We start from the raw sequence: 21,058 nt of genomic DNA, 5'->3' as shown, positions 1-21,058 counted from the left end.
CCAGTTCCGATCCCAGCTTCAGGGTGAGCTCCTCGTGGCCATGTTGGCCCGCGACCGCGCGTATCGAGGCTTGGGAGTGGCGGAGGGCCGTCGCTCAGCCCGTGGAGTCGCACGTGGTGCGCTGCGGTGTCCACCGGCAGGCGAGACCGGCGAACCCGCCTTCGGCCACGACATCGACCGACAGCATCTCGCCCGCGTTCAGCACCTCCGGGTCGCGGACCAGCCCGGCGGCGCCGTCGTTGACGACCTCGACCAGCCAGAGCCCGTCGGGGAGGTCCAACGCCACCTCAAGGGTCCGCGCGGCTCCCGATGTCCCCGCACCGACGAACCACCGTTCACCGCTGCGCCGAGCCATCACCACGTGATCACCGGGCCGGCCGGCGAGCAGCCTGGTCTCGTCCCACACGGTCGGCACCTGTTCGAGGAACCGCCGCGCCTCCGGCCGCGCGTCGTACGCCTCGGGGCTGCCAGCGAGGTTCTGGACGCCCGACTCGAACACCACCGACAGTCCCAGTTCGTGCGCGTCGGAGGTCGGCCGACTCTCGCGCTGGAACGCCATCGGCGTGTAGTCCATCGAGCCGATCTGGTTCCGCGTGAAAGGCAGGGCGGTGAGGTGGCTCGTCGTGAGGTTGCTCGACTTCTCCGCGCCGTGGACACCCTCCATCGTCATGAGGTGCGGCCAGGTGCGGTGCCAGCCCTTGGGGACCGTGGAACCGTGGAAGTTCACCAGCAGGTGGTGCTCGGCCATGTCGGCCAGGGCGTCGTCGTACCACCGCAGCCGTTCCTGCGACTCCGAGTCCATGAAGTCGAGCTTGACACCCTTGACGCCCCACTGCTCCAGCAGCGCGAACCGCTCGGCGCGTTCGGGGGCGGTGTCGAAGTCGGAGAACCGCAGCCACGTCATGATGTCGACACCGCGCGCATTGGCGTAGTCGACGAGGTCCGGCATCCAGGTGAACTCCGGAACCCGGTCGGTCCAGGCCCGCTCGCCGGTCTCCAGGTCGTCGTACCAGCCCGCGTCGACCACGACGTACGGCCAGCCGCGCGCGGCGGCGTAGTCGACGAATCCCTGCTGGCGTTCGAGGCTCTGCTGGGCGGACCGGCCGCCGGCCAGCCACGTCCACATCGCGTTCCCCGGCCGGATCCAGGACGTGTCGGCCAGCCGTGACGCCGGTGCCACGTCGTCGACCATCGTCGACTCGGTCACGGTCGCGAGGTCGCCGACCACCATCACCCGCCACGGCGTGGCCAGCGGCCCGTCCACCGCGATCTGCGGATCCCAGAACGACACGTCGAGGCGGTACGTGCCAGTTGCCGCCTCGTGCAGCAACCTCGGACCGGAGTACGACCCGTCCAAGGCTGACTCGGTGAGCAGCAGATACGTGCCGTCGACCTCGAACAGTGCCGGAACCTGGAAGTCCGCCAAGGGCGCGGACGCCGCGGTGTACTCGAGGAACGGGTTCTCGTAGTCGCGCCGGTGCCGGGCCAGCCACGCCGACGCATCCGCGGGCACCGTGAACGCAGACGCCTCACCGGTCACCGCGCCGTAGTCGGCCGGCAGGACGTACCGGTAAGCGACCCCGTCGGCAGACACGCGTACGACCAGCGACAGCTTGGCGCCGCCCTCACCTTCGAAGCCGAACCTCGCCTCCGTCATCGGAGTCTGGCGCTGGATCCGCTTGCCCACCGTCGTGGCATAGCGTTCCAGGACCACGCGGTCGGACCGTCCGGTGAATCGCAACCCGGCGGCCAGGTTCGCCTGCTCGGTCACGATGCCGACCGTGGAAGGCTCCAGCACTGTCGTCCCGCCCCGGGACACCGAGAGCGCCACGGTCCCAGTGACCGCGTCGTAGGTCAGGTCCGCGACGGGACCACCCGGATCGGGCGCCCGTACCGTCCAGCGCTCGGCGGCCGCGACGGGTGGCGCCACCATGCCCATCACCAGGGCGCCGACCGCGAGGCCGGCGAGCGCCACCGCCATCCGGCACCACCGCGACCGACCGGCCGCGGCACCGTCTGCAGCGTTCATCGAAGTCCTCCTTCAGGTCCGACCCCGTATGAGCTTGTCGATGCCGGCCGGGGCACGGCGATGCCGCCGTACTTGTCCCAGCCGTTCGCGATCCGGTCGATGTAGAGGTCGGCCTGGTCGGCGTCGACCCTCCAGGTCCACTGCCCCTCCGACACCGGGCCGGGGTAGGCGCGGATCTGCTCGGCCACCGCGTGCGCCTCGTCCAACCCGGTCCAGATCGTGCGGGCCAACTCCTCCTCGTCGTCCGGCGGTACGCCGCGTGCGTAGAGCCGGTAGCCGAAGTACGCCGTGGCGACCGCCCGATGGATCTTCGCGGTCAGCACCGTTCGCTCGAAGTAGCCTCGAAGCTCCGCGTAACGGTCGGGCGCGAGGACGCTCCGCGCCGAGTCGACGAGCCCCAGCGACTCCTCGGCCAGCCGCACGCCGTGGTCCTTCTCCTTCACGACGTATCCGAGATACGTCGCGTCCATCCGGTCGTGTTCCTGGTCGAGCCAGCCGTTCTCGAGCACCCACGGCACCTCGCGGGCGACGCCGGAGTCGCTCTTGCAGCTGACCGGACCGAGGTGGTCGACCACACCCGTCCAGTAGTGCAAGCTGCGGTTGACAGTGTGCCGAACGTCCACGACCGGCGGGTCGAGCCACTTCCCGGACACGTGGCGGTAGTAGCTGGAGCAGTAGGGGTCGTAGTCGAGTTCGGAATGGTTGGCGATGTTGGTTCCCAGCGTGTACATCGAGGACGTGATGATGTTCCGGGCGTTGTGGAACGCCTTCTCCACGATCGGTGCCGCCTTGGACCCGTACCGCCGGGTGACGAACTCCCGGTAGACATCGTCGGCGGTCGCCGCAGGGTCTTCGACAGCGCGCTTCAGCCCGTAGAGGTTGATCTCGGTCGGTGTGTCGACGATCCCGGAGGTGTCGTAGCGGTCGGTCCGGGCTACGTACCCGACGACATTGGACTGCCGCTCGAACGCCCGCCAACGCTGCATCCCCACCTCGGGGAACGTGTTGGCGATGATGCCCTGGCCGTGGAACTCACCCGTGGCGTCGAACTCGACCAGCACGCCGCGGTCGAGCCCGGCGGTGAAGGCGTTCACCGGGTGGGTGAGGAAGAAGTCGTGCGGCGTCTCCTTCGTCATGACCCGGACGCGAGGGTTGTCGATCAGTTCGATCGCGCCCAGGATCCGCTGGATCTCCTCGGGGTAGTAGCCGAAGTCGCGGACGTAGAGGTTCATTCCACGCTCCTCCACCACGACGTCGGCCACCTGGTCGACCAGGTAGGCGAGCTTCTGCTCAGCGGTGACGAGAACGTCGGAGTGCTGGTTCTCGACCCGGGCGCCGGTCTCGACGAAGGTGAGGATGAGCGCGTCGATGTCGGGGGCGACGTCGAGCATCTCGCGGTAGTCGGCCCTGAACCATTCCCAGAACGCCGGGTCGTCGAGGTCGAGAGTGCCGCCGGGGCCGGTCTTGAACTCGTCGGGGTAGTAACTCAGGGAGTACAGCGAGTGGTCCCAGAAGGCGACCTCGGCGATGCCGGCCTCGCGGGCCGCGGCGGTGTAGGTCTCCGCGATACCTAGCCGGCGAGAGTCCCTGACGTGCCGGAGGTCGTGGATGACGTCGTGGCTGATCTGCAGGTGGTTGATGTCGTAACCGGCCGCGGCGCCGATGGCGCGAAGGCCGTCCGGCACGCTGTCGGTGAGGACGTTCCACCCGCGGACCTGCTCTCCCGGCGGCCGTGCCCCGGTCGACGGCGTGTCCTCGACCGCGGGGACGGCCGCCGCGCCGGTTCCGCCCAGTGTCATCGCCACGACGATGCACACCGGCAACGCCGCCGCGGCGAGTGCCCGCCTCACAACCGCGCGCGGAGTTGGGCAGCGTGCAGATCCGCGGGGACGGCTCCCGAGCCGAGCGCCTCCGACACCGACCCCAGATCGCCGGTGAAGTCGCGGGGGAGCCCACTGGCGAAGGTGGTGGCGCCGGCGATGCCGACGACGGCGGCCCGTGGTGCCATGTCGTGGATCGCGACCGCGTACGTACGGCCGTTGGTGACCCGGACGTTCCAGTGTGCGAACCGCGCGCCGAACCGCGGACCCGCGTCGCCAGCGCCACCGACGAAGGCGTCGTTGGTCACGGTGATGTCGGTACGCACGTTCTCGAATGGCAGTGCCCGGTGGGAGTCGAAGGTGCCGTTCTCCATCACGCCGTCCGACCAGACGTTCCCGGACGCGAGTCCCTCGACGTTGATGCCGTGATGCGTCGAGCCCGACGGCAGCGGCACGGTGGCCCGGTCGATCCGGAACCGGGTGACGAGGTTGTCGTGGGCCTGCACCCGGCAGATGTAGGAGTGGTGGCGCTGCCGGCCGCCGACCGACACGTCCCGTAGGGTGACGCCCTTGCACGAGTGCAGGCCGAAGCCGTTGTCCGCGTTCTCCACGTGGACGTTGCGCGCCCAGCAGTTCAGGGCCGCCGAGAAGGCGGGGCCGTTGAAGCCGAAGTCGCGGTTGTGCGGTTGCTGCTGGGTGAGCCGCATCCGGAGGGTGAGGTCCTCGATCCCGGACTCCCGCACCACCGGGCCGAGCGTCTGCAGGCGCGGCTCCCACACAGTACGGAGGTCGAACTTCAGCGGCTGGGCCAGCGTCACCTGGTCCCCTGACACGTGGGTCACCTCGACCGGCCAGCGGTAGTCGACGAAGTTGGGTGCGCCAGCCCACGTACTGATTTCCGGGCGCAGCCGGGTGGCCCGAGAGTTCCAGTCGTAGGCCGCGGTGCCGTCGACGTCTCCGGCCAGATGGGCCAGGAGGCTGGAGTCCGGGACGTTGCGGACGGCGAGGAGGACATGGTCCCCGGCGCGGATGTCTCCGGCGTCCTCGACGGCGAGCGTGCGCGCACCTCGGGAAGCGTCGGCGACGACCGGGGTGAGCGTCTCGTTGTCCATCCAGCCCTCGTTGCCGAGGAACTCGGCGTCCCTCATCGACTCGAGCAGGCGCTTCGGTACGAACCAGACCAGGCCGCCGCTCCACGACCACTGGCTCAGATCGCCTTCCCTGCGGTTGAACGCGTACCCCTCTTCCAGGGACTTGTCGCAGAAGATCACGGTCCTGCTCGTACCGAGTCCGCGCAGGACCACACCGGAGTGGTGCATCCGGATCAGCCCGGACGTCTTGTAGGTGCCGGGCGGCAGCACCACCGCACCGCCGCCGGCCGCCGCGGTCGCGTCGATGGCCGCGTTGATCGCCACGGTGTCGTCGGTGTTGCCGTCGCCCGTCGCGCCGAACGTCTTTGCGTTGACCCGTTCGGGCAGCCGCGGGATGTCCCGCTCGCCGCGGCGGTAGCCGGCGTACGACACGTTCGGGACCTGGGGATGGGTGTCGGGTGCGGCGAGGTACTCCTGCCAGAGTTGAGCCGGTGCCGGGTGGGGCGCAGGTGCCAGGTACGGCGGTGCCGGCTGGGCGACCGCCCCGCGGGCGGAACCGCCCAGGGTGGCCGCACCCACGAGACCGCCACCTGCCATCCGCAGGAGGTCACGACGACGGGGACCACGGTTGCCCATGAGGCGTTCCTTTCGCTGCTCTTGTCTGGCGCTCGACCGACGGCGTCAGGCTTGGTCCCCGTGGACGGTGACGCGGGTGAACTGGAGGTGGTCGACGAAGCCGAGGGTGTTCGACTCGTTGGCGCCCCTCGTGTCCTGGCTGTCGCGGACGTGCACGTGCCGGATCGGGAACGCGAGCGCGTTCATGGACGGCGTGGACGAGGCGACTCAGGCGACCGTAGGTTCGTTATTTTCGGCCGTCAAGAAACTTGTCCGCTACCGCTCACCCTCGGCTGGGCGCGCGAGTGCGTCGGTAGGCTCGCGGGGACCGACATTCGAGGGAGCGGGTGAGGATCATGAACGCCGCGGAATCCGGGAGCGGCACGCGGTCGGCGCCGGGTGACCGGGCTGTACCGAACGAGCGGATCGGTGTCGTCGGCTACACGGTGCGTGCCGCCATGCCGGCACCGGACACCGAGGCGACGCTCGCGGCACTGGCGTCGTGCGGATACGTGAACATCGAGCCGTCGAGCGGGCTCTACGGCTATACCGGGGCGGAGCTGGGTGCGCTGATCGACGCCGCCGGCATGAAGGCACCGTCGGTCGGTCTCGGGCTCGGTGAGATCGAGGACGACCTCGACGGCGTCCTCGCCACCGCGAAGGCGCTCGGCGCCCGCTACGTGCGGATCTCCGGCTCCCGATCGTGGGACGCCGCGGAGTACTCGCGCGTGGCCGGCGTCCTCAACGACGCCGGTGCCCGCACCCATGCCGACGGCGTCACGCTCGCGTACCACAACCACGCCTTCGAGTTCGAGGCCGAGAACGGCGGACGCTTGTACGACATCCTCGTGCGCGAGACCGACCCGGACCTCGTCGATCTGGAGCTCGACCTGTACTGGTCAGTCGTCGGCGGCGTCGACCCGGTGGATCTCTTCACGGAGTACCCCGGCCGGTTCCCGCTGCTCCACGTGAAAGACCGCGCGCCCGACGGCTCCATCGCCGACGTGGGGACGGGCACGATCGACTTCGCGCGGATCTTCGCCCACAGCGAGCTGGCCGGTGTGGAGTACTACTTCGTCGAGAACGACAGTCCGAAGCCAGACGGCATCACCTCGGCGAGGGCCAGCTACGCGAACCTGCGGGCCCTGCGGTACTGAGGCGAAACGAGGGCGACGGCCCGCCGCGTGCCCGGCTGGTCAACCTTGCTGGACCCGACGGCTGAGCGCCTCGCGACCCAGGGCGCTCTCTCGGTACTCAGGGCAGCACGCGTTCGAGGTCGGCCCAGAACTCGTCGGGAATATCGCGCGCGAACGCGTTCATGTTGGCGCGGATCTGACCGGGAAGGTGGGCACCGACGAGTATGCTTCGGACCGCCGGCTGGCGCAGGGGAAACCTCATCGCGGCCGCCGCGAGAGGTACGCCATGGCGGGCGCAGACCCGGCCGATGCGCTGGATCTCCCCGGGAGCGTCGGCGCCTGGATCGGTGGCCAGCAGCCCCCGGTCAAAGACGCTGGCCGCGACGACCGCCACGCCCTGGCTCTCGCATCGTGGCAGAAGCTCGGCCAACGCCGTACGCCGTAACAGCGTGCACGTGTTGGCGGCCAGCACCAGGTCCGGATCGGCGTACTTCACGAAGCGGTCGAGCATCTCGGCCTGGTTCATCCCGACCCCGACGGCCCTGACAACGCCTTGGGCGCGCAGCTCGGCCAGGGTGGGAAGGGCTTCGTCGAGGGCTTGCGGCCAGTGCCGGTCGGGGTCGTGGAGGAGCACCACGTCCACGCGGTCGATTCCGAGCCGTTCAACGCTCTCGTCGACGCTACGGAGCACGCCGTCGCGGCTGAAGTCCCACTCGCAGTGATGAGTAGGCGGAACGTCGAAGATGCCGGGCTCGCCGGGGCCCGGGCGTACGAGCCTACCGACCTTGGTCGACAGGACGAACGAGTCGCGCGGGCGGGCCCGCAGCGCCATACCCATCCGCCGCTCGGACAGCCCGTTCCCGTAGAACGGTGCGGTGTCGAAGTAGCGGATCCCCGCCTCCCACGCAGCGTCCACCACGGCGTACGCCTGGTCGTCCGTGATCGGCACGAGGTAGTTACCGAGCGGGCCGCCGCCGAGACCGAGTTGTGGCAGGTTCACGGGTGGCACAGTCATGCCCGCTCCAGGTGCAGCCAGCTGGTCACCACGGTGTCAGCGGCCTCCAGGTGGTGGTCCTCGCCGGGTTCGACAATGAGTACGTCACCGGTGGCGATGTCGACGGGCCTCGCGTCGATGTGGATCCGGCCGTGGCCTTCGAGGATGAGAAAGATTTCCGGATCCGGGTGCGTATGCCGCCGCCCGGGATGGCTGACCTCGCCGGGCTTCAGGACGGCGACGCCACCTGAGGTGACTCGGTAGCCGGGCAGCGGGCGGTACTGTGCCAGGGTGATTTTATGCATGGGTTCCTCCGGTTATCGTCCTGAGATGCCGGTCAGTGTGATGCCGCGGATGAAGTACTTCTGGGCTCCGAGGAAGACGACGATGATCGGTGCCAGCGCCATCATGGAGACCGCCATCATGAGGTGGTACTGGTCATCGTGTTCGCCCCTGAAGAGCGCGATGCCGAGCGGAATGGTGAACTTCTCCGTGCTGCGTAGGTAGATCAGCGGATCGAGATACTCGCCCCACGTCGCGATGAACGACATCAACGTCACGGTGGCGATCGCCGGTTTGGACAACGGAATCATGATCCGCCACAGGATCCGCAGCTCTCCGGCACCGTCGATCCGGGCGGAGTCCACCAGCTCCTGAGGGATCGTGGTGAAGAACTGCCGGAGCAGGAAGATGAGCAGCGCGGTCCCGAAGAAGTTGGGCAGCACCAGGGGCCAGTAGGTGTCCACCAGCCCGGCCTGGGAGAACAGAAGGAACCTCGGGACCAGGGTGACCTGGGCGGGAATCATCATCGTCGCGAGCATGGCCGCGAACATCACCCCGCGCACGCGTGACCGCAGTCTGGCGAAGGCGTACGCCGGCAGAATGCAGGAGATCAGATTTCCCAGAACGGAAAGTACGGTGACCAGGATGCTGTTCAGGAGGAACCTGGTGAACGGCATCGCCGTCCAGGCATTCGGATAGTTCTCCCAGTGATATTCGTTGGGGAAGAACCTCGGGGGAAACTCCAGGACGCTCGTGGAACTCTTCAGTGATGTGGTAAACATCCACAGCAACGGCAGGATGAAGGCAGCAGACGCGAGGACGAGAAGGATGTACGCGCCGACGCGCTGGATGCGCTGTATCTGCGCGGACTGTTCCGCCGACAGCGAGCGAGGCTCGGTCCGCGCCACCGGCATGCGGGGCCGGGTGGGCTTTGTTTGCCGAGTGGGCTTTGTCTCCAGTGCCATCGTGACGCCCTACTTGAACTCGTAATGGACCCACCGCCTGGCAAGCCAGAACTGCGCGGCGGTGAAGATGATGATCAGAAGGAACAGAGCCCACGCGATTGTCGACGCGTAGCCCATGTCGAAGTACTGGAAGGCGTAACGGTAGACGTACAAGCCCAGCACCAGGGTGGCGTTGGCGGGCCCCCCGCCGGTCATGAAGAGCACCAGGGTGAACGCCTGAAGGCTGCCGATGAATCCGACGATCATGTTGAAGAAGATGACGGGGGACATCATCGGAACTGTGACGTGCCTGAACCGCCCCCACCAGCCGGCGCCATCGATTTCCGCCGCCTCGTACAGCGACGGCGGCACGCCCTGAAGACCGGCCAGGAAGATGACCATCGCGTTCCCGGCAGTCCAGACCGACATGATGACCAGGCCGGGAATTGCCCACGCCTCGTCGACCAGCCAGCCTGGCCCCTGGATTCCGACATAGGCCAGCAGGTGGTTGATGAGGCCGTAGTCGGGATGCAGGACGTGGATCCAGAGCAGCGCGGTGGCGATTCCGCTGAGCACCGACGGCATGTAGATGATGGTGCGAAATATCGCCTGTCCGCGCACCTTCATGTTGAGCATCAGCGCGAGAACGAAGTTGAAGACGACGCCGACGAGGGCCGAGCCCGCACCGAAGTACACGGTGTTCTTCAGTGCCACGTAGAAGTCCGGGTCGGTGAGCAGCCGCCGGTAGTTGTCGAGCCCGATCCACTCGGGGGACGACAGCAACTCCCACTTCGTCAAGCTGATCACGATCGAGGCGACGATCGGGCCACCGGTGAAGAAGATGAACCCGATGAGCCACGGCAGCGCGAACAGGTGGAACCTGCGCGCCTCGCGGCGGGCCAGGGGTGCCTGGCGCCGCCGCGAGAGGCGTCTCGGCGAGACAGCCGTGCTCACACGTTCTCCTTGGCGACCGGCGTGACGCGTTCCTTGATCTGCTTCAGTGCATCGTCGAGCGACAGCTTTCCTGTCCGCACCCGGTCCCAGATCGGCGTGGCGGTGTCGACGACCTTCTGCGTGGCGGGCATCTTGAGCACGCCGTCGCTGGTGGCGTAGTCCTGTAGCGCCGCTTTGGTGTCCGTGATGACCTGGTCAGGGACCTTCATGGCCGTGAGGTTGGCGTCGATGGCCGACAGTCGGGCCGGCGGACTGAACCTGAAGTACTGGGCGCCGGCCGACGACAGGAAGGCGTTGAGCACGATCCATGCCGCCTCCGGATTGGCTGCCTTGGTGGTGAGTCCGAAGGCGCTGCCGACACCTGGGGCAGACCGTCCTTCTGGGCCTGAGGGCATGTGACTCATACCCCAATCGAACTCCGTTTCCGGAGGCAGGTTCAGGAGGTCGTTCAGGATCCAGGTGCCATTGATCGCCATGGCCGCCTGGTTTGCGCGATACGGATCGGCATTCTCGCGAGCTTGCATTTCCGCGATGCTGGGTATGGCCGCATGCTTCACCTGCAGATCCACCCATGGTTTGAGCGCATCGCGCGCGGTATCCGAATCGATCATCACCTCGGTTTCGTCCTGCGACAGGAAACGGGCTCCGAAAGGAAGCAGATAGATCGGGGTGAGGTCGGGGTAGGGAACCGGCATCTGGACCATACCGAAGATCTTCTTTATGCCCTTGCCTGACGTCAGCTCGATCGCCGCCTCCTGAACCTTCTGCCAGGTCCAGGACTCGTCGGGGTATTCGACACCCGCCTTGTCGAACATCTCCTTGTTGTACCAGAGCATTTTCGGGGCGGAGTCGGTCGGTACGCCGTGCAGCTTTCCGTCCTTCTCCCAATAGCTTCGCGCGGTCGCCGTGAAGTCGTCGGTGTTGAAGTCGGGTGTCGCGGCGATGAAGTCGTCGAGCGGAGCGATGATGTTGTTCTTGATGAGGTTCTGGCCCCAGCTGTAGTGGGAGTACATCAGATCGGGCAGTGACCCGCCGGCCGCCTGCGTCATGTACTTCGTCAGGAAGTCGTCCCACGGGGTGATTTCGCGCTTGATCTCGATGTTCGGATGCAGTTCCCGGAAGAACTTCGCGAACTGTGCGTGCCGAACCTCCGCGTTCTCGTCGGAGGTGATCGCCATCGTGACGGTGACCTTGGACTGGGGATCGGGGATGTTGGTCGTCGGCCAGTCCAGCGACTCGAAGAGCGTCTTTGCTTCGTCGTACGGATAGGTGTCGTTTTCCGGGCGATCGGTGTCGACGGGTGCGGTACTGCCGGCGGGGTCGGTTGTCGGGGCGGTTCGCCTGGTCCGCTCGTCGCCGGCACATGCCGCAAGGGGCGCGGCCAGGGCGGCCATCGCGGCGAGGTTGAGCACCCGTCGGCGGGACATGCCTGTGGTGTCCAACCCCTGGAGGGTCTGAACGATCGTGCGCTGGTCCATGGAACGGCTGCCTTTCGCGGGAAGACCTCGATCACCGGCACGATCACGGCGGAAGGCGTCGCTGGAAAGCGGTTGCCCAGCCGTGGCATCGTCAGCGCCGTGGGCTGCGGAGGGCCCTGGGGTGGAGTACGGGTGGAGTGCGGCCGGCTGGTGGAGGCATTGCCGGTCGAGTCGTCGAACTGGCCGTCGCTTCGGTCTGCACTTCGTGCGACCTCGGCCTTCGCGGCGGCGACTGGTCGACCTGAGAGCCTCCGATGATTGGGTGGCGCTTCCGGTCGTTGTGGTGCCTCCGGTCCGGAGGCTTGCCGGAACCGTAGACCCACTAATTAACTTCGTCAAGAATTGAATCTAACGTGACTGCAACATAGGCTCGGGCGAACGCGGGAAGGGCCACACAGGCGCGTCGGCGGATCCGCACGGCCACGGGAGGTGCCGGGCACGCCTCCCGTGTTCTGCCGTGTGACGTTCCTCGTGTGGAAGGACTGCCCGCATGCCGAACTGGACCCTCGCCGCGGATGACCTGGAGGCCGAGGTCACGCTCTCGGACGCGGGCGAACTCTCGCTGGCGTTACGGCATGGCGGCCGCGACGTCATCGCACCGTCGAGGCTGGGACTCCGGGCGGCCCATGAGGATCTCAGTCAGGGACTTGCCTTCGAGGCGATCACGACCGGCGAGATCGACGACTCCTACGCCACGGTGACGGGCAAGCGACGGGAGCATCGCTACGTCGCCAAGGAGTGGACGCTGTCGTTCACCAAGCGCGGCCACCGCCTCGACCTCCAGGTACGCATCAGCGAGCAGGGCGTGGCCTATCGGTACTCCGTGCCGTGGACCGGCCCGGTGACCGTCTGCGAGGAGGTCTCCGAGTACGTCTTTCCGTCAAGCGCCCGCGCCGTGCTGTTGCCGTACGACAACGGTCGATGCGACTACGAGGAGATCCACCACCACACGTCTGTCGCCGACGCGGAAGAGGTGTTGTACGGCTGCCCGGCGCTGTTCGAGGTCGGCGACGTCTGGGTGCTGGTCACCGAGTCGAATCTCGACGCCACCTATGCGGGATCCCGGCTGCGGTTCGACGGAGCCGCGTTCCGGGTGGACCTGCCGGATTCGTACGTCACCACCGCGAGTCCACTCGTGACGCCATGGCGCACGATGATCACGGGCGACCTCGCCACGATCGTGGAGAGCGACCTCGTCACCAGCCTGGCCGAGCCGTCGGAGGTCGAGGACACCTTGTGGATCAACCCGGGAGCAGCCGCCTGGTCCTGGTGGTCCGACGGCGCGTCCGCGAGCGACGCCGAGGCCCAGCGGAGATGGGTCGACTTCGCCGCGGCGCAAGGTTGGCCGTACCTCCTGGTCGACGCGGGTTGGCGCGCGGACTGGATACCCGAGCTGATCTCGTACGCCACCGAACGGGGCGTGGGCATCTGGCTGTGGTCGCACTGGCAGCACGTCGACAGCGAGATCGAGCACCGCGAGAAGCTCGCGCTCTGGAAGGAATGGGGTGCGGTCGGGGTCAAGATCGACTTCACTGAGTCCGACGGACAGGACCGCATGAGATGGTTCGACTCGATCCTCGCCGCCACCGCCCGGCTGAAACTGATGGTCGTCTTCCATGGCGGCACGATCCCGCGCGGCACCGAGCGTACGTGGCCCCATTTCATGACCGCGGAGGCGGTCAAGGGAGCGGAGTGGATCAAGCCGAAGCCCGGCAAGGAACCGCTCTATCCGCCAACGCACTACCTGTCGCTCGTCTTCACCCGCAACGTCCAGGGCCCGATGGACTTCACGCCTTGTACGTTCACGGCCGTCCGCGAGATCTCTGCCGGGTTCGAGCTCGCGCTGGCCGTTCTCTTCGAATCCGGCGTCCAGCACTTCGCCGACAGCATCGAGGCGTACGACTCCAGGCCGGAGGTGCGGCGGCTGCTCGCCGAGGTCCCCACCGCCTGGGACGACACCAAGCTGCTGTCCGGCGACCCCACCAGTCACGTCGTGCTCGCCAGGCGTCGCGGCGATGAGTGGTACGTCGGCGCTGGCTTCTCCGGGAACGCGCGCGTCGCCACCGTGTCGCTCGACTTCCTGGGCGATGGCACGTGGACGGCAGACGTCTACCGGGACGGCCCGGTCGACCGGATCATCGCCGAGACCATCACCGTCGACGTCGGCGGCAAGGTCGATGTTCCGGTCGCCGCCAACGGCGGCTTCACGCTCCGCCTGCGGCATGGCGATTCGGAGGCAACCGCATGAGCGACGACCTCAGCAGTCGCGGGCAGCTTCTTTCCGGAGGTCGGCAAGGGTGAGCAGCCCGCCGGTCGGTACCTCGATCAGGTGGACCCCAGATGCCAGCTCGATGGTTCGCTCACTGACCGGTCGTCCCTGACAGTCCAGCACGGTGGCGCTGGCGGTACAGGGCCGCGCGACTGTCAGGAGTACGTCGGTCGAGTCGTCGGCATTGGCGAGGAGCAGCGTGCGGCCCGGCTCGAAAGGTACCGGGATCGGCCCGTACCTGCCGACGATGACGGTCTCCTCGCCGACCGCGCGGACAAGCGGATACACGAGGTCGGGACGCATGGGTTCGAACAGTCCACCTTGCAGGATGTCGGCGTGTTCGGTGAAGAACTGCAGCCAGAACCGCAGCGCCGCACGCTGCTCCGGTGTCTGCGTCGCGAGGTCGACGGAGATCTGCGGGACCGCGAACAGTACGTTGATGAGCTGGGCCGCCACACGTTCCGGGCTCTCCGCAAAGTGCCACATCATCATGTCGGCGTGGACGGCGAGCGGGCCGGCGACGAGTCGCAGATCCACCGTGCGCTGCCGGTTGTGCGCGGGGCTCAACGCGCAGTCGGAGGCCCGGATCATCGTGGCGTACGGCCAGAGACCAGGGCTCACGTACGGCTGCCGCAGCTCCACCAGCGCGTCCGGCGGCAGGGCGGCACCGAGCTCCTTCAAAAGCAGGTGGACGCCCTCGTTCACCGTCGCGCAGTCGGCGTCCGGGCCCGCTGGCGGCGGATCGTCGACGGCGAACTGGTCGATGAAGTCGATCTTCAGTCCGTCCATGCCCCACTCGTGCACCGCCCTGGCGAGCTTCTCGACCAGCAGGTCGCGGATGACCGGGTAGCGCGGGTCCACGACGGCCGCGTCCATGCGGTCCTTGTCCGCCAAGATGTACGGCTGGACCCGGTCCCACAGTGCCGCGTGCTTGCCGACGAACGGGAGGGAGTACCAGAGCAGGTAGGCGAGGCCGTCGTCGTGCACCCGTGCCACGTGCGCCGCCATGTCGGGGAACGAGGCTGGGAACGGTTCCCATTCTCCGACGTAGCCGTAGCCACGTTGCCGGTTGTCGCTGTGCCAGCCGTCGTCCATGATGATCGCCTGGCAGCCTAGTTCGGCCGCGAGGCGGGCTTGCCGCTCCACACCGGGCGCGTCGACGTGCTGCTGCATGGTGTACCAGGTCGAGTAGGCCGGCATTCGCGCCACCCGTGGCACGGCCGAACACGTGGGTACGGCGTTCGCCAGCCACCACGTCGCGACATCGGCCAACGTGTGCGAGAACGGTCGCCCACTGAGGTCGAGTCTGAGCAGCAGGCCGGTTCCGGGTTCGGCGTCGTGCTCGGCCCAGAACCCGAAGTACCCCGTCTCCTCGACGACCCCAGCGCAGATGCGCACCGGCCGGACGACCTCACGCAGGGCGAACGTACACACCGCCACATCGTCGGCGCCGACGAGGCAGCCCACGGGCGCCGCTTTCTCGAGCGCGGAGGTCCTGGGGCGCCGCCAGAACTGGGGGAGACCGCGGTGCTCGTTGCTGTCCGGCGTCCAGTAGGCGGTCGTGTCGACACACGGGACCTGCCACGCGACCCGTACGGCCGCGGGCGCGTCGGGCATGATCTCGACCTCGGCGATCCCGTTGCCGAGTGGACGCACGGCCCAGGTGACCTCCGTGGACGTTGTCACGTCGAGCATGAGTTCGGTCCCGCCGGCGAGCAGCCCGGACGACACCGTTGTGGTGTCGCGCGGGAGCTGGTCGTACGGCTGCCAGCCCGTCTCAGGGGACGTGCCTGGGTTCGGACCCGGCGAAGCCGTCGCGGGCGAGGGGGTTCCTCGCGATGGGGTGGCGGATGGTGGGCTTGTCATTCACCTTTCCTACCGTCGGGGCTCTACAGAGTGAACATCGACTCGATGGCTACCGCGGCGGCACCGCGAGCCCACTGCTCGAAGGGTCTCGGACGCAGGATCACCTCGCATTCCGCGGCCGCGCCGAACGCCTGGCTGGCGAAGGCGCTTCTGAGCGGGTCTTCGAACAGGTCGAACGCCGACAGCCCCGCGACGTCGCCGGTCACGATGATGCGCTCGGGGCCGAAGAGGTTCGCCATCGCCGCCATGGCCAACCCGATCGCCGACCCGGCCCGCGCGAAGACTGCCAGTGCATTCCGGTCGCCCGCATGCGCGATCCTGATGGCTGCGTCGACGTCCAGCGACTCATCTCCCGTGGCCCTGCGTACCGCCTCGACAATGGGGCCTGTTCCGGCGATCGCCTCCACGCAGCCCTTCCCGCCGCAATGGCAGGGCGCTTCGTCGCCGCCGACGGGGATGTGCCCGATCTCCCCGGCTACACCGTGCGAGCCCGCCACGAGGCGGTCACCCACGACCAGGCCGCAGCCGATCCCGATGCCGACCGTGACCAGGGCGAACGAGGAGGCGCCGATGCCCTCACCGAACCATTGCTCTGCGACGGTGAGGGACTTGACGTCGTTCTCCACGGTCACGTCGAGGCCCGTTGCCTCCGCGGCCAGCTTCGCCAGCGGGACCTGGTGCCAGCCGAGGAACGGCGAATAGCGGACCAGGCCTGCCCCCCGGTCGACGTCCCCAGAGACCGCGAGGCCGAGGGAGTGGCAGCGGTCGCCGAACGTGGGTGAGGTCGCGAGCAGGTCGGCCACCAGTCCAGCCAGCTCGGCGACCGCATGCTCCGGCGCGGAAGCGGTCAGTTGCCTGTGCGCGGACGCCTGCACCTGCGCGCGCAGGTCCGTGACCACGCCGATCAGTTCGTTCTCGGTGATCTTCACGCCGGCGAAGAACTCTCGGTCCCCCCGGATCGCGAGTGGGCTCGCCGGTCTCCCCGCCCCGGGCCCGGTACGCTCACTCGCCTGCAGTTCCTCGAGATAGCCGGCCTCGATGAAGGGACGGGCCACCTTCGTGACAGCGGCCGAGGAAAGCCCGGTGCGGCGGGCGATCTCGACCCTCGAGACTGGCCCCTGGGTGAGCACCATGCTGAAGACGGTCGCCGCCGCGGGGCTGGTGAGCGGGTTCGGCCGGCGAGCAGGCATGAGGGCAGTCTAACTATTTCCTTCTTGAGGAATTGAATTCGGCCTGCAGTCCCTGAGTTCGGACCTGCACCGTGGACTGAAGTCGCCTGCGCTGCGGCCCCTTCAACCCATGGCCGTGCGCACGACGGTGTACGCCGCAGGGTTCACCGGTCGAGCGACTGGGTGGGGAGACTGGGAGCGAGCAACGCCGCGCCGACGATGCCGGCGTTGTTCTGTAGCTGTGCGGGGACGACCTTGGTGCGCAGTTTGATGCGTGGCAGAAACTTTTCGGCCTTCTTGCTGACCCCGCCGCCGATGATGATCAGCTGCGGCCAGAGTAGCTTCTCCAGCAGGGCAAGGTACTCCTGCAGGCGCTGCGCGTACTTCTTCCAGGAAAGGTTGTCGCGCTCCCGGATCGACTCGGCGGCCCAGTCCTCGGCGTCGCCGTGATGCAGCGGCAGATGGCCCAGCTCGCTGTTCGGTACCAGGGTCCCGTCGGAGAAGAGCGCACTGCCGATGCCGGTACCAAGCGTGACAACGACGACGACACCACGTTGGCCCCTGCCGGCACCGAACTGCATCTCCGCGATCCCCGCCGCGTCAGCGTCGTTCACCACCGCAACGGCCCGCCCAGTGGCGTGTGCGAACAACTCCGCGGCGTTCGTTCCCACCCACGCTGGGTCGATGTTCGCCGCGGTCTCCACCACGCCGGCCCGGATCACGCTGGGCAGGGTCAGCCCAATCGGCCCACCGACCCCGACCTGGTCGAGCACCGCGACCACCACACCTGCGGTCGCGTCGGGAGTGGCTGGAGACGGCGTGCGCAGCCGGACGCGATCGGCGACCAATCGGCCCGCACCAAGATCCACGTGCGCACCTTTGATCCCTGTGCCTCCGATATCGACGCCGACGGCTGTTCCATCCCTGAACGCTCCGCCGCTCATGGAAGTCACCATTCCTCCCCCCAAACGCTCCGAACCGGAACATCGGACACCGACCGTGGGAACCTTGGATCTGTCCTCCGTCCTTCTACTGTGCCGCAGCGCGGCCGCGGTACGGGCCCAGTCGTCGGCGCAACTCGCCGGTGGAATGTGGCCTGAGTCCTGTTGCGTGCTGCCGTCTGACACGACCGGGACGGCTGGCGATCGAGATCAACGGGCCGGTAAGGGTGGGCTCTGGGACCCTGTTCTGGTGACAGACATAGAGGGGCGTACCAACGCGGAGGTTGCATCCACGACCGCGCCCCCCGATCGACCGCGCGGTTTCACCCGTTGGATCGCGGCGAATGTCGGCTCGGCGGTTCCTCAGTCGATGGCGCCCATCACCTTTGGGCTGGCGACTCTGTCGCAAGGTGACCTCAACGGGGGTGCCCTGATGATGACGGCTATGACCGTCGCGCAGGTGATCGGTGCGGTACCCATCGCCGCTGCGGGCCGACGGTTCTGCGTGACTGCCTACGCCCGAGTTCTCACCGCGTTCCGGACGCTCGCATTCGTCGGCCTCGTTCTCGCCATCGCAGGCGGAGCGCCGGTGGCTGTCCTGGTGGTCGCCGCCAGTCTCGCCGGGCTGGTCAATGGGGCGATCTTCGGATTGCTGCGGGCGCTCCTGAACGACATGGTGGCCTCGAACAAGCTGCCGCGCGCGCTCGGCGTCGCCGCGACCGCCAACGAACTCGTCTTCGTGAGCGGACCGATTCTCGCCTCGACGATCGGAGGCGCGTCGGTGATCGCAGCAGTCGCCATCATGGCGATCACCAGCGCGCTGCCCCTGGTGGCGCTCCCTCGCATCGCGCATCGCACACCGCCGGCGTCGACCCGCGTTCCACCGGAGTTGATACGCGTGGACACGATGGTCTGGTTGCTGGCGGCTGGCAGCGCTGCCGCCTGCGTGGCCTCGGTCGAGGTCGGCGCCGTGGCGCTGGCACTGCGCCACGAACTCGCGCCAAGCGCAGCGTTGCTTTTCACGGTTCCACTGTGTGTCGGATCGGTGCTCGGAGGCGTCTGGGTCAGTGTCCGCAACCGCCGCCTGCGGCAGCGGACCGTCGTCGCCATGATGCTGCTGACCGTTGTCGGCATGGTCGCCGTCGCCTGGGACGCGTGGATCGGCTCCGTGATCGCCGGGGTCGTCCTCGTCGGCTTGTTTCTCGCCCCGCTCGGGATGTCGTTCTCGCTGTTCATCGACGACGTGCTCCCGCCGGCCCGACGCGCCGAAGGCTTTGCTCTGTTACGTACGTCGAAGTCCGTCGGCCTCATTACCGCATCGGCCGTGATCGCGTTCGGCTCGCTGGCGGCGTCTTTCCTCGTCTCCGCGGCGCTCGCCTTCGTGTCGGCCGTCATCATCCTCACCGTGCATGCACGCGGCGTCGGGCGCAAAGGCTCCGACGAGGCGTCCGCCACGGGATCAGCCTGCTGGGGGCGGCGGCGTTCGTAGGCGCCACAGCTTCGACGTGGCGAGCCAGGCAGTCCCAGCCAGCGCGCCGATTGCGCCGACTGCGAGCGTGGGGAGGACTCCCAGAAGCGCCGCCAATCCGGCGCCGACGAATCCGCCGAGTGCGTCTACGCCTTGGACGATGAACAGGACGCTGCCATTGACCCTTCCCCGAAGGGTGCTCGGGGTGAGGAGTTGTTGTGTCGTCTCCTGGTGGACTTCCCACAAGGTCCAGCCGAACGCGTTCACCAGGCGGGAGAGGACCAGCAACGGGAGGGCAGCCGGCCCGACAAGTGCAGCGAGCGGGACCAGGGCGATGCCGGCCGCGCGGAGCAGCGATCCTGTGAGGATGGTTCGTCCGGTCGTGAGCCGCACGCCAACTGCTCGAGCGGCCAGGCCACCCAGCAGTCCGCCGAGGCTTCCGACCGTGAAGATGACACCGATCATGGCGGGGGACAGGTTGAGGTCGTGGGCGAAGAAGACCATCTGGACCGCGTAGACGATGGCGAAGGAGAACACGAAGGTGGCGTCGGACAGCGTGAACGCGCGGACCAGTGGCTGACGCCATGCGAATCGCAGTCCTGCGACAAGCGCGGGCCAGACACTTTCTCGGGTGGTCGCCGAGCGGCTTGGCTCCTGGTGGCGGATACGCCACAGAAGGAGGCCGGAGCTGACGAAGGCCAGCGCTTGGACGCCAAGGGCGGCCGCAGCGTTGAGGATCTGCACGAGTCCGCCGGCCAAGCTCGGACCCACCGTACGCATGGCGCCGTCGGTAACGGCCAGCTTGGCGTATCCGTCGGGGAGGTGTACGGCCGGGACCAGCGAGGGCAGGTAGGAGCGATAGGCAACCTGGAAGCAGACGTCCAGGGTTCCGGCAAGGAACGTCACGAGGTAGAGCTGGTTCATGGTGAGGATGCCAAGCGCGGCACACACTGGCACCGAGCCGACCAGGATGCCTCGACCGGCGTGGGCAATGATGAGGATTGGTCGTCGCGGCAGTCGGTCGATGACGATGCCGGTGAACAACCCGAACACGAGCCAGGGTGAGCCCGCGATCGCCAGCAGGAGTCCGACTTGAGCCGCAGTCGCCTGCAGCGTCAGGATGGCGACGAGAGGTAGTGCGATCCGTCCGAACTGGATACCGAGCAATGACAGGCTCTGTGCGGACCAGCACTTGAGGAAGTCAGGGTGTCGCCACAGGCCATCGAGACGGTTGAGCACGCATGCCTCCTACGCGTGCCCGCCTCTGTCCCTGTACGACGATGTGAAGTTGAGTCCACCGGCCAGGATCAGCCGTGGCCGCAGATCATATGACGGTCGCCGGTCGGTCGACAACAATCGGCACCTCACGAGGAACGGGCCGGGTAGTCGACCCGGCCGCGCAGGACTCCAGTCCGTTCGTGATCACCACAGCGTTACACGGGCTGGTGACCTTGACGAGCAGAAATGCGTTGGCAAGGGGCGCTTCCCAGGTGCTAGACACGACCCCCATGCAGATCACGACTCGTGCCGCGTCCTTGGCGGACGTTGACTTCCTCGTCGGCCTGCTCGGCGACAGCCATCGCCCGGACGCTCTCGATCAGATCCGAGGACGGATCGAGAACAGCATCACCTATGTCGTCTGCGTCGATGATCGACCTGTGGGGCGGCTTCGCCTCGTCCGCACCGAGCAACACATCGAGATCGCCGGCATCCAGATCGACCCGGCGTGGCAGAGTCAGGGTGTCGGCACCGCGGTCATCAAACAGGTCCTTGACGAGGCCTGCTCAACTGGTCGACTTGTCGAGCTGGACGTGAACAAGGACAACCCGAATGCCGAACGGCTCTACGCACGGCTCGGCTTCCGACGACTGCGCGAGGACGGCAACGACTACCGCATGACAACGGCCACCTGAGCCACATGTGCACAGAACTGGCGGGGGAGGTGGCCGATCTCGCCGCAGACCAGTAGGTCACCGGGTCCGCCGCAGGCGGGTCGTGGACG

At 67.5% G+C, this 21,058-nt stretch carries 17 protein-coding genes; 4 read left to right on the top strand and 13 right to left on the bottom strand.

The genetic code is table 11. From position 1 onward, the window contains the following. Positions 1 to 94: 94 nt before the first annotated feature. From ABN028_RS22715 to ABN028_RS22700, 4 genes are read right to left on the bottom strand one after another with little or no spacing between them, the layout of a single operon-like run. Complete coding sequence (locus ABN028_RS22715) at positions 95 to 2,029, bottom strand: glycoside hydrolase family 97 protein (RefSeq protein ID WP_349698019.1); 1,935 nt, start codon at positions 2,027 to 2,029, stop codon at positions 95 to 97. Further along, positions 2,026 to 3,828, bottom strand: a complete 1,803-nt coding sequence (locus ABN028_RS22710) for an apurinic/apyrimidinic endonuclease family protein (protein ID WP_349698018.1) — start codon at positions 3,826 to 3,828, stop codon at positions 2,026 to 2,028. The genes ABN028_RS22715 and ABN028_RS22710 overlap by 4 nt, the downstream gene beginning before the upstream one ends. A gap of 47 nt (positions 3,829 to 3,875) precedes the next feature. Continuing rightward, positions 3,876 to 5,576 carry a glycosyl hydrolase family 28-related protein gene (locus ABN028_RS22705; protein WP_349698017.1) on the bottom strand — a complete coding sequence of 567 codons (1,701 nt, stop codon included), beginning with the start codon at positions 5,574 to 5,576 and terminating at the stop codon, positions 3,876 to 3,878. Positions 5,577 to 5,621: 45 nt separating this feature from the next. Beyond that, positions 5,622 to 5,762 carry a hypothetical protein gene (locus tag ABN028_RS22700; RefSeq protein WP_349698016.1) on the bottom strand — a complete coding sequence of 47 codons (141 nt, stop codon included), beginning with the start codon at positions 5,760 to 5,762 and terminating at the stop codon, positions 5,622 to 5,624. A 149-nt stretch (positions 5,763 to 5,911) separates the two neighbouring features. Here ABN028_RS22700 and ABN028_RS22695 point away from each other — a divergent pair, with 149 nt between their 5' ends. Beyond that, positions 5,912 to 6,712: a sugar phosphate isomerase/epimerase family protein gene (locus tag ABN028_RS22695; protein WP_349325597.1), complete on the top strand. Its 801-nt coding sequence runs from the start codon at positions 5,912 to 5,914 to the stop codon at positions 6,710 to 6,712. A gap of 97 nt (positions 6,713 to 6,809) precedes the next feature. Here the strand turns inward: ABN028_RS22695 and ABN028_RS22690 are convergent, their stop codons facing one another. Genes ABN028_RS22690 through ABN028_RS22670 form a run of 5 tightly spaced genes read right to left on the bottom strand, consistent with a single transcriptional unit; the run spans position 6,810 to position 11,343 of the window. Further along, positions 6,810 to 7,706, bottom strand: a complete 897-nt coding sequence (locus tag ABN028_RS22690; protein WP_349698015.1) for an aldo/keto reductase — start codon at positions 7,704 to 7,706, stop codon at positions 6,810 to 6,812. Continuing rightward, positions 7,703 to 7,990: a cupin domain-containing protein gene (locus ABN028_RS22685; protein ID WP_349698014.1), complete on the bottom strand. Its 288-nt coding sequence runs from the start codon at positions 7,988 to 7,990 to the stop codon at positions 7,703 to 7,705. Before ABN028_RS22685 ends, ABN028_RS22690 begins: the two co-directional genes overlap by 4 nt. Before the next feature lie 12 nt (positions 7,991 to 8,002). Further along, positions 8,003 to 8,881, bottom strand: coding sequence for a carbohydrate ABC transporter permease (locus ABN028_RS22680; protein WP_349698013.1), 879 nt, complete (start codon positions 8,879 to 8,881; stop codon positions 8,003 to 8,005). Between the two features lie 60 nt (positions 8,882 to 8,941). Beyond that, positions 8,942 to 9,865, bottom strand: a complete 924-nt coding sequence (locus tag ABN028_RS22675) for a carbohydrate ABC transporter permease (RefSeq protein ID WP_349698012.1) — start codon at positions 9,863 to 9,865, stop codon at positions 8,942 to 8,944. Continuing rightward, entirely contained in the window at positions 9,862 to 11,343 is a 1,482-nt protein-coding gene (locus ABN028_RS22670) for an ABC transporter substrate-binding protein (protein ID WP_349698011.1), read from the bottom strand. The genes ABN028_RS22675 and ABN028_RS22670 overlap by 4 nt, the downstream gene beginning before the upstream one ends. Before the next feature lie 490 nt (positions 11,344 to 11,833). Between ABN028_RS22670 and ABN028_RS22665 the strand changes: the two genes are divergently transcribed. Then, positions 11,834 to 13,591 carry a glycoside hydrolase family 97 protein gene (locus tag ABN028_RS22665; RefSeq protein WP_349698010.1) on the top strand — a complete coding sequence of 586 codons (1,758 nt, stop codon included), beginning with the start codon at positions 11,834 to 11,836 and terminating at the stop codon, positions 13,589 to 13,591. A gap of 9 nt (positions 13,592 to 13,600) precedes the next feature. On the opposite strand, the gene ABN028_RS22660 is transcribed toward ABN028_RS22665, so the two are convergent. The 3 genes from ABN028_RS22660 to ppgK all read right to left on the bottom strand — a co-directional run bounded on the left by ABN028_RS22660 (position 13,601) and on the right by ppgK (position 17,591). Continuing rightward, positions 13,601 to 15,478 (bottom strand): glycoside hydrolase family 36 protein, encoded by a 1,878-nt coding sequence (locus ABN028_RS22660; protein ID WP_349698009.1) that lies wholly within the window; start codon positions 15,476 to 15,478, stop codon positions 13,601 to 13,603. A 23-nt stretch (positions 15,479 to 15,501) separates the two neighbouring features. Continuing rightward, positions 15,502 to 16,668 (bottom strand): ROK family protein, encoded by a 1,167-nt coding sequence (locus ABN028_RS22655; protein ID WP_349325589.1) that lies wholly within the window; start codon positions 16,666 to 16,668, stop codon positions 15,502 to 15,504. A 143-nt stretch (positions 16,669 to 16,811) separates the two neighbouring features. Next, a complete protein-coding gene (ppgK, locus tag ABN028_RS22650) occupies positions 16,812 to 17,591 on the bottom strand; it encodes a polyphosphate--glucose phosphotransferase (protein ID WP_349325588.1) in 780 nt (259 codons plus the stop codon). Here ppgK and ABN028_RS22645 point away from each other — a divergent pair. After that, the gene (locus ABN028_RS22645; protein ID WP_349698008.1) at positions 17,590 to 19,077 is read left to right on the top strand and encodes an MFS transporter; all 1,488 of its coding nucleotides are present in this window, start codon (positions 17,590 to 17,592) and stop codon (positions 19,075 to 19,077) included. The two genes, ppgK and ABN028_RS22645, sit on opposite strands and share 2 nt — an antisense overlap. Here the strand turns inward: ABN028_RS22645 and ABN028_RS22640 are convergent. Then, positions 19,048 to 20,295 carry an MFS transporter gene (locus ABN028_RS22640; protein ID WP_349325586.1) on the bottom strand — a complete coding sequence of 416 codons (1,248 nt, stop codon included), beginning with the start codon at positions 20,293 to 20,295 and terminating at the stop codon, positions 19,048 to 19,050. The two genes, ABN028_RS22645 and ABN028_RS22640, sit on opposite strands and share 30 nt — an antisense overlap. A gap of 269 nt (positions 20,296 to 20,564) precedes the next feature. Between ABN028_RS22640 and ABN028_RS22635 the strand changes: the two genes are divergently transcribed. Continuing rightward, positions 20,565 to 20,969, top strand: a complete 405-nt coding sequence (locus tag ABN028_RS22635; protein WP_349698007.1) for a GNAT family N-acetyltransferase — start codon at positions 20,565 to 20,567, stop codon at positions 20,967 to 20,969. The last annotated feature ends 89 nt before the right edge of the window (positions 20,970 to 21,058 follow it).

Source organism: Actinopolymorpha sp. B17G11 (assembly GCF_040196095.1).
GTDB lineage: Bacteria > Actinomycetota > Actinomycetes > Propionibacteriales > Actinopolymorphaceae > Thermasporomyces.
The sequence above is the reverse complement of the archived record's forward strand: the minus strand, read 5'-3'. Positions and strand labels throughout refer to the sequence as shown.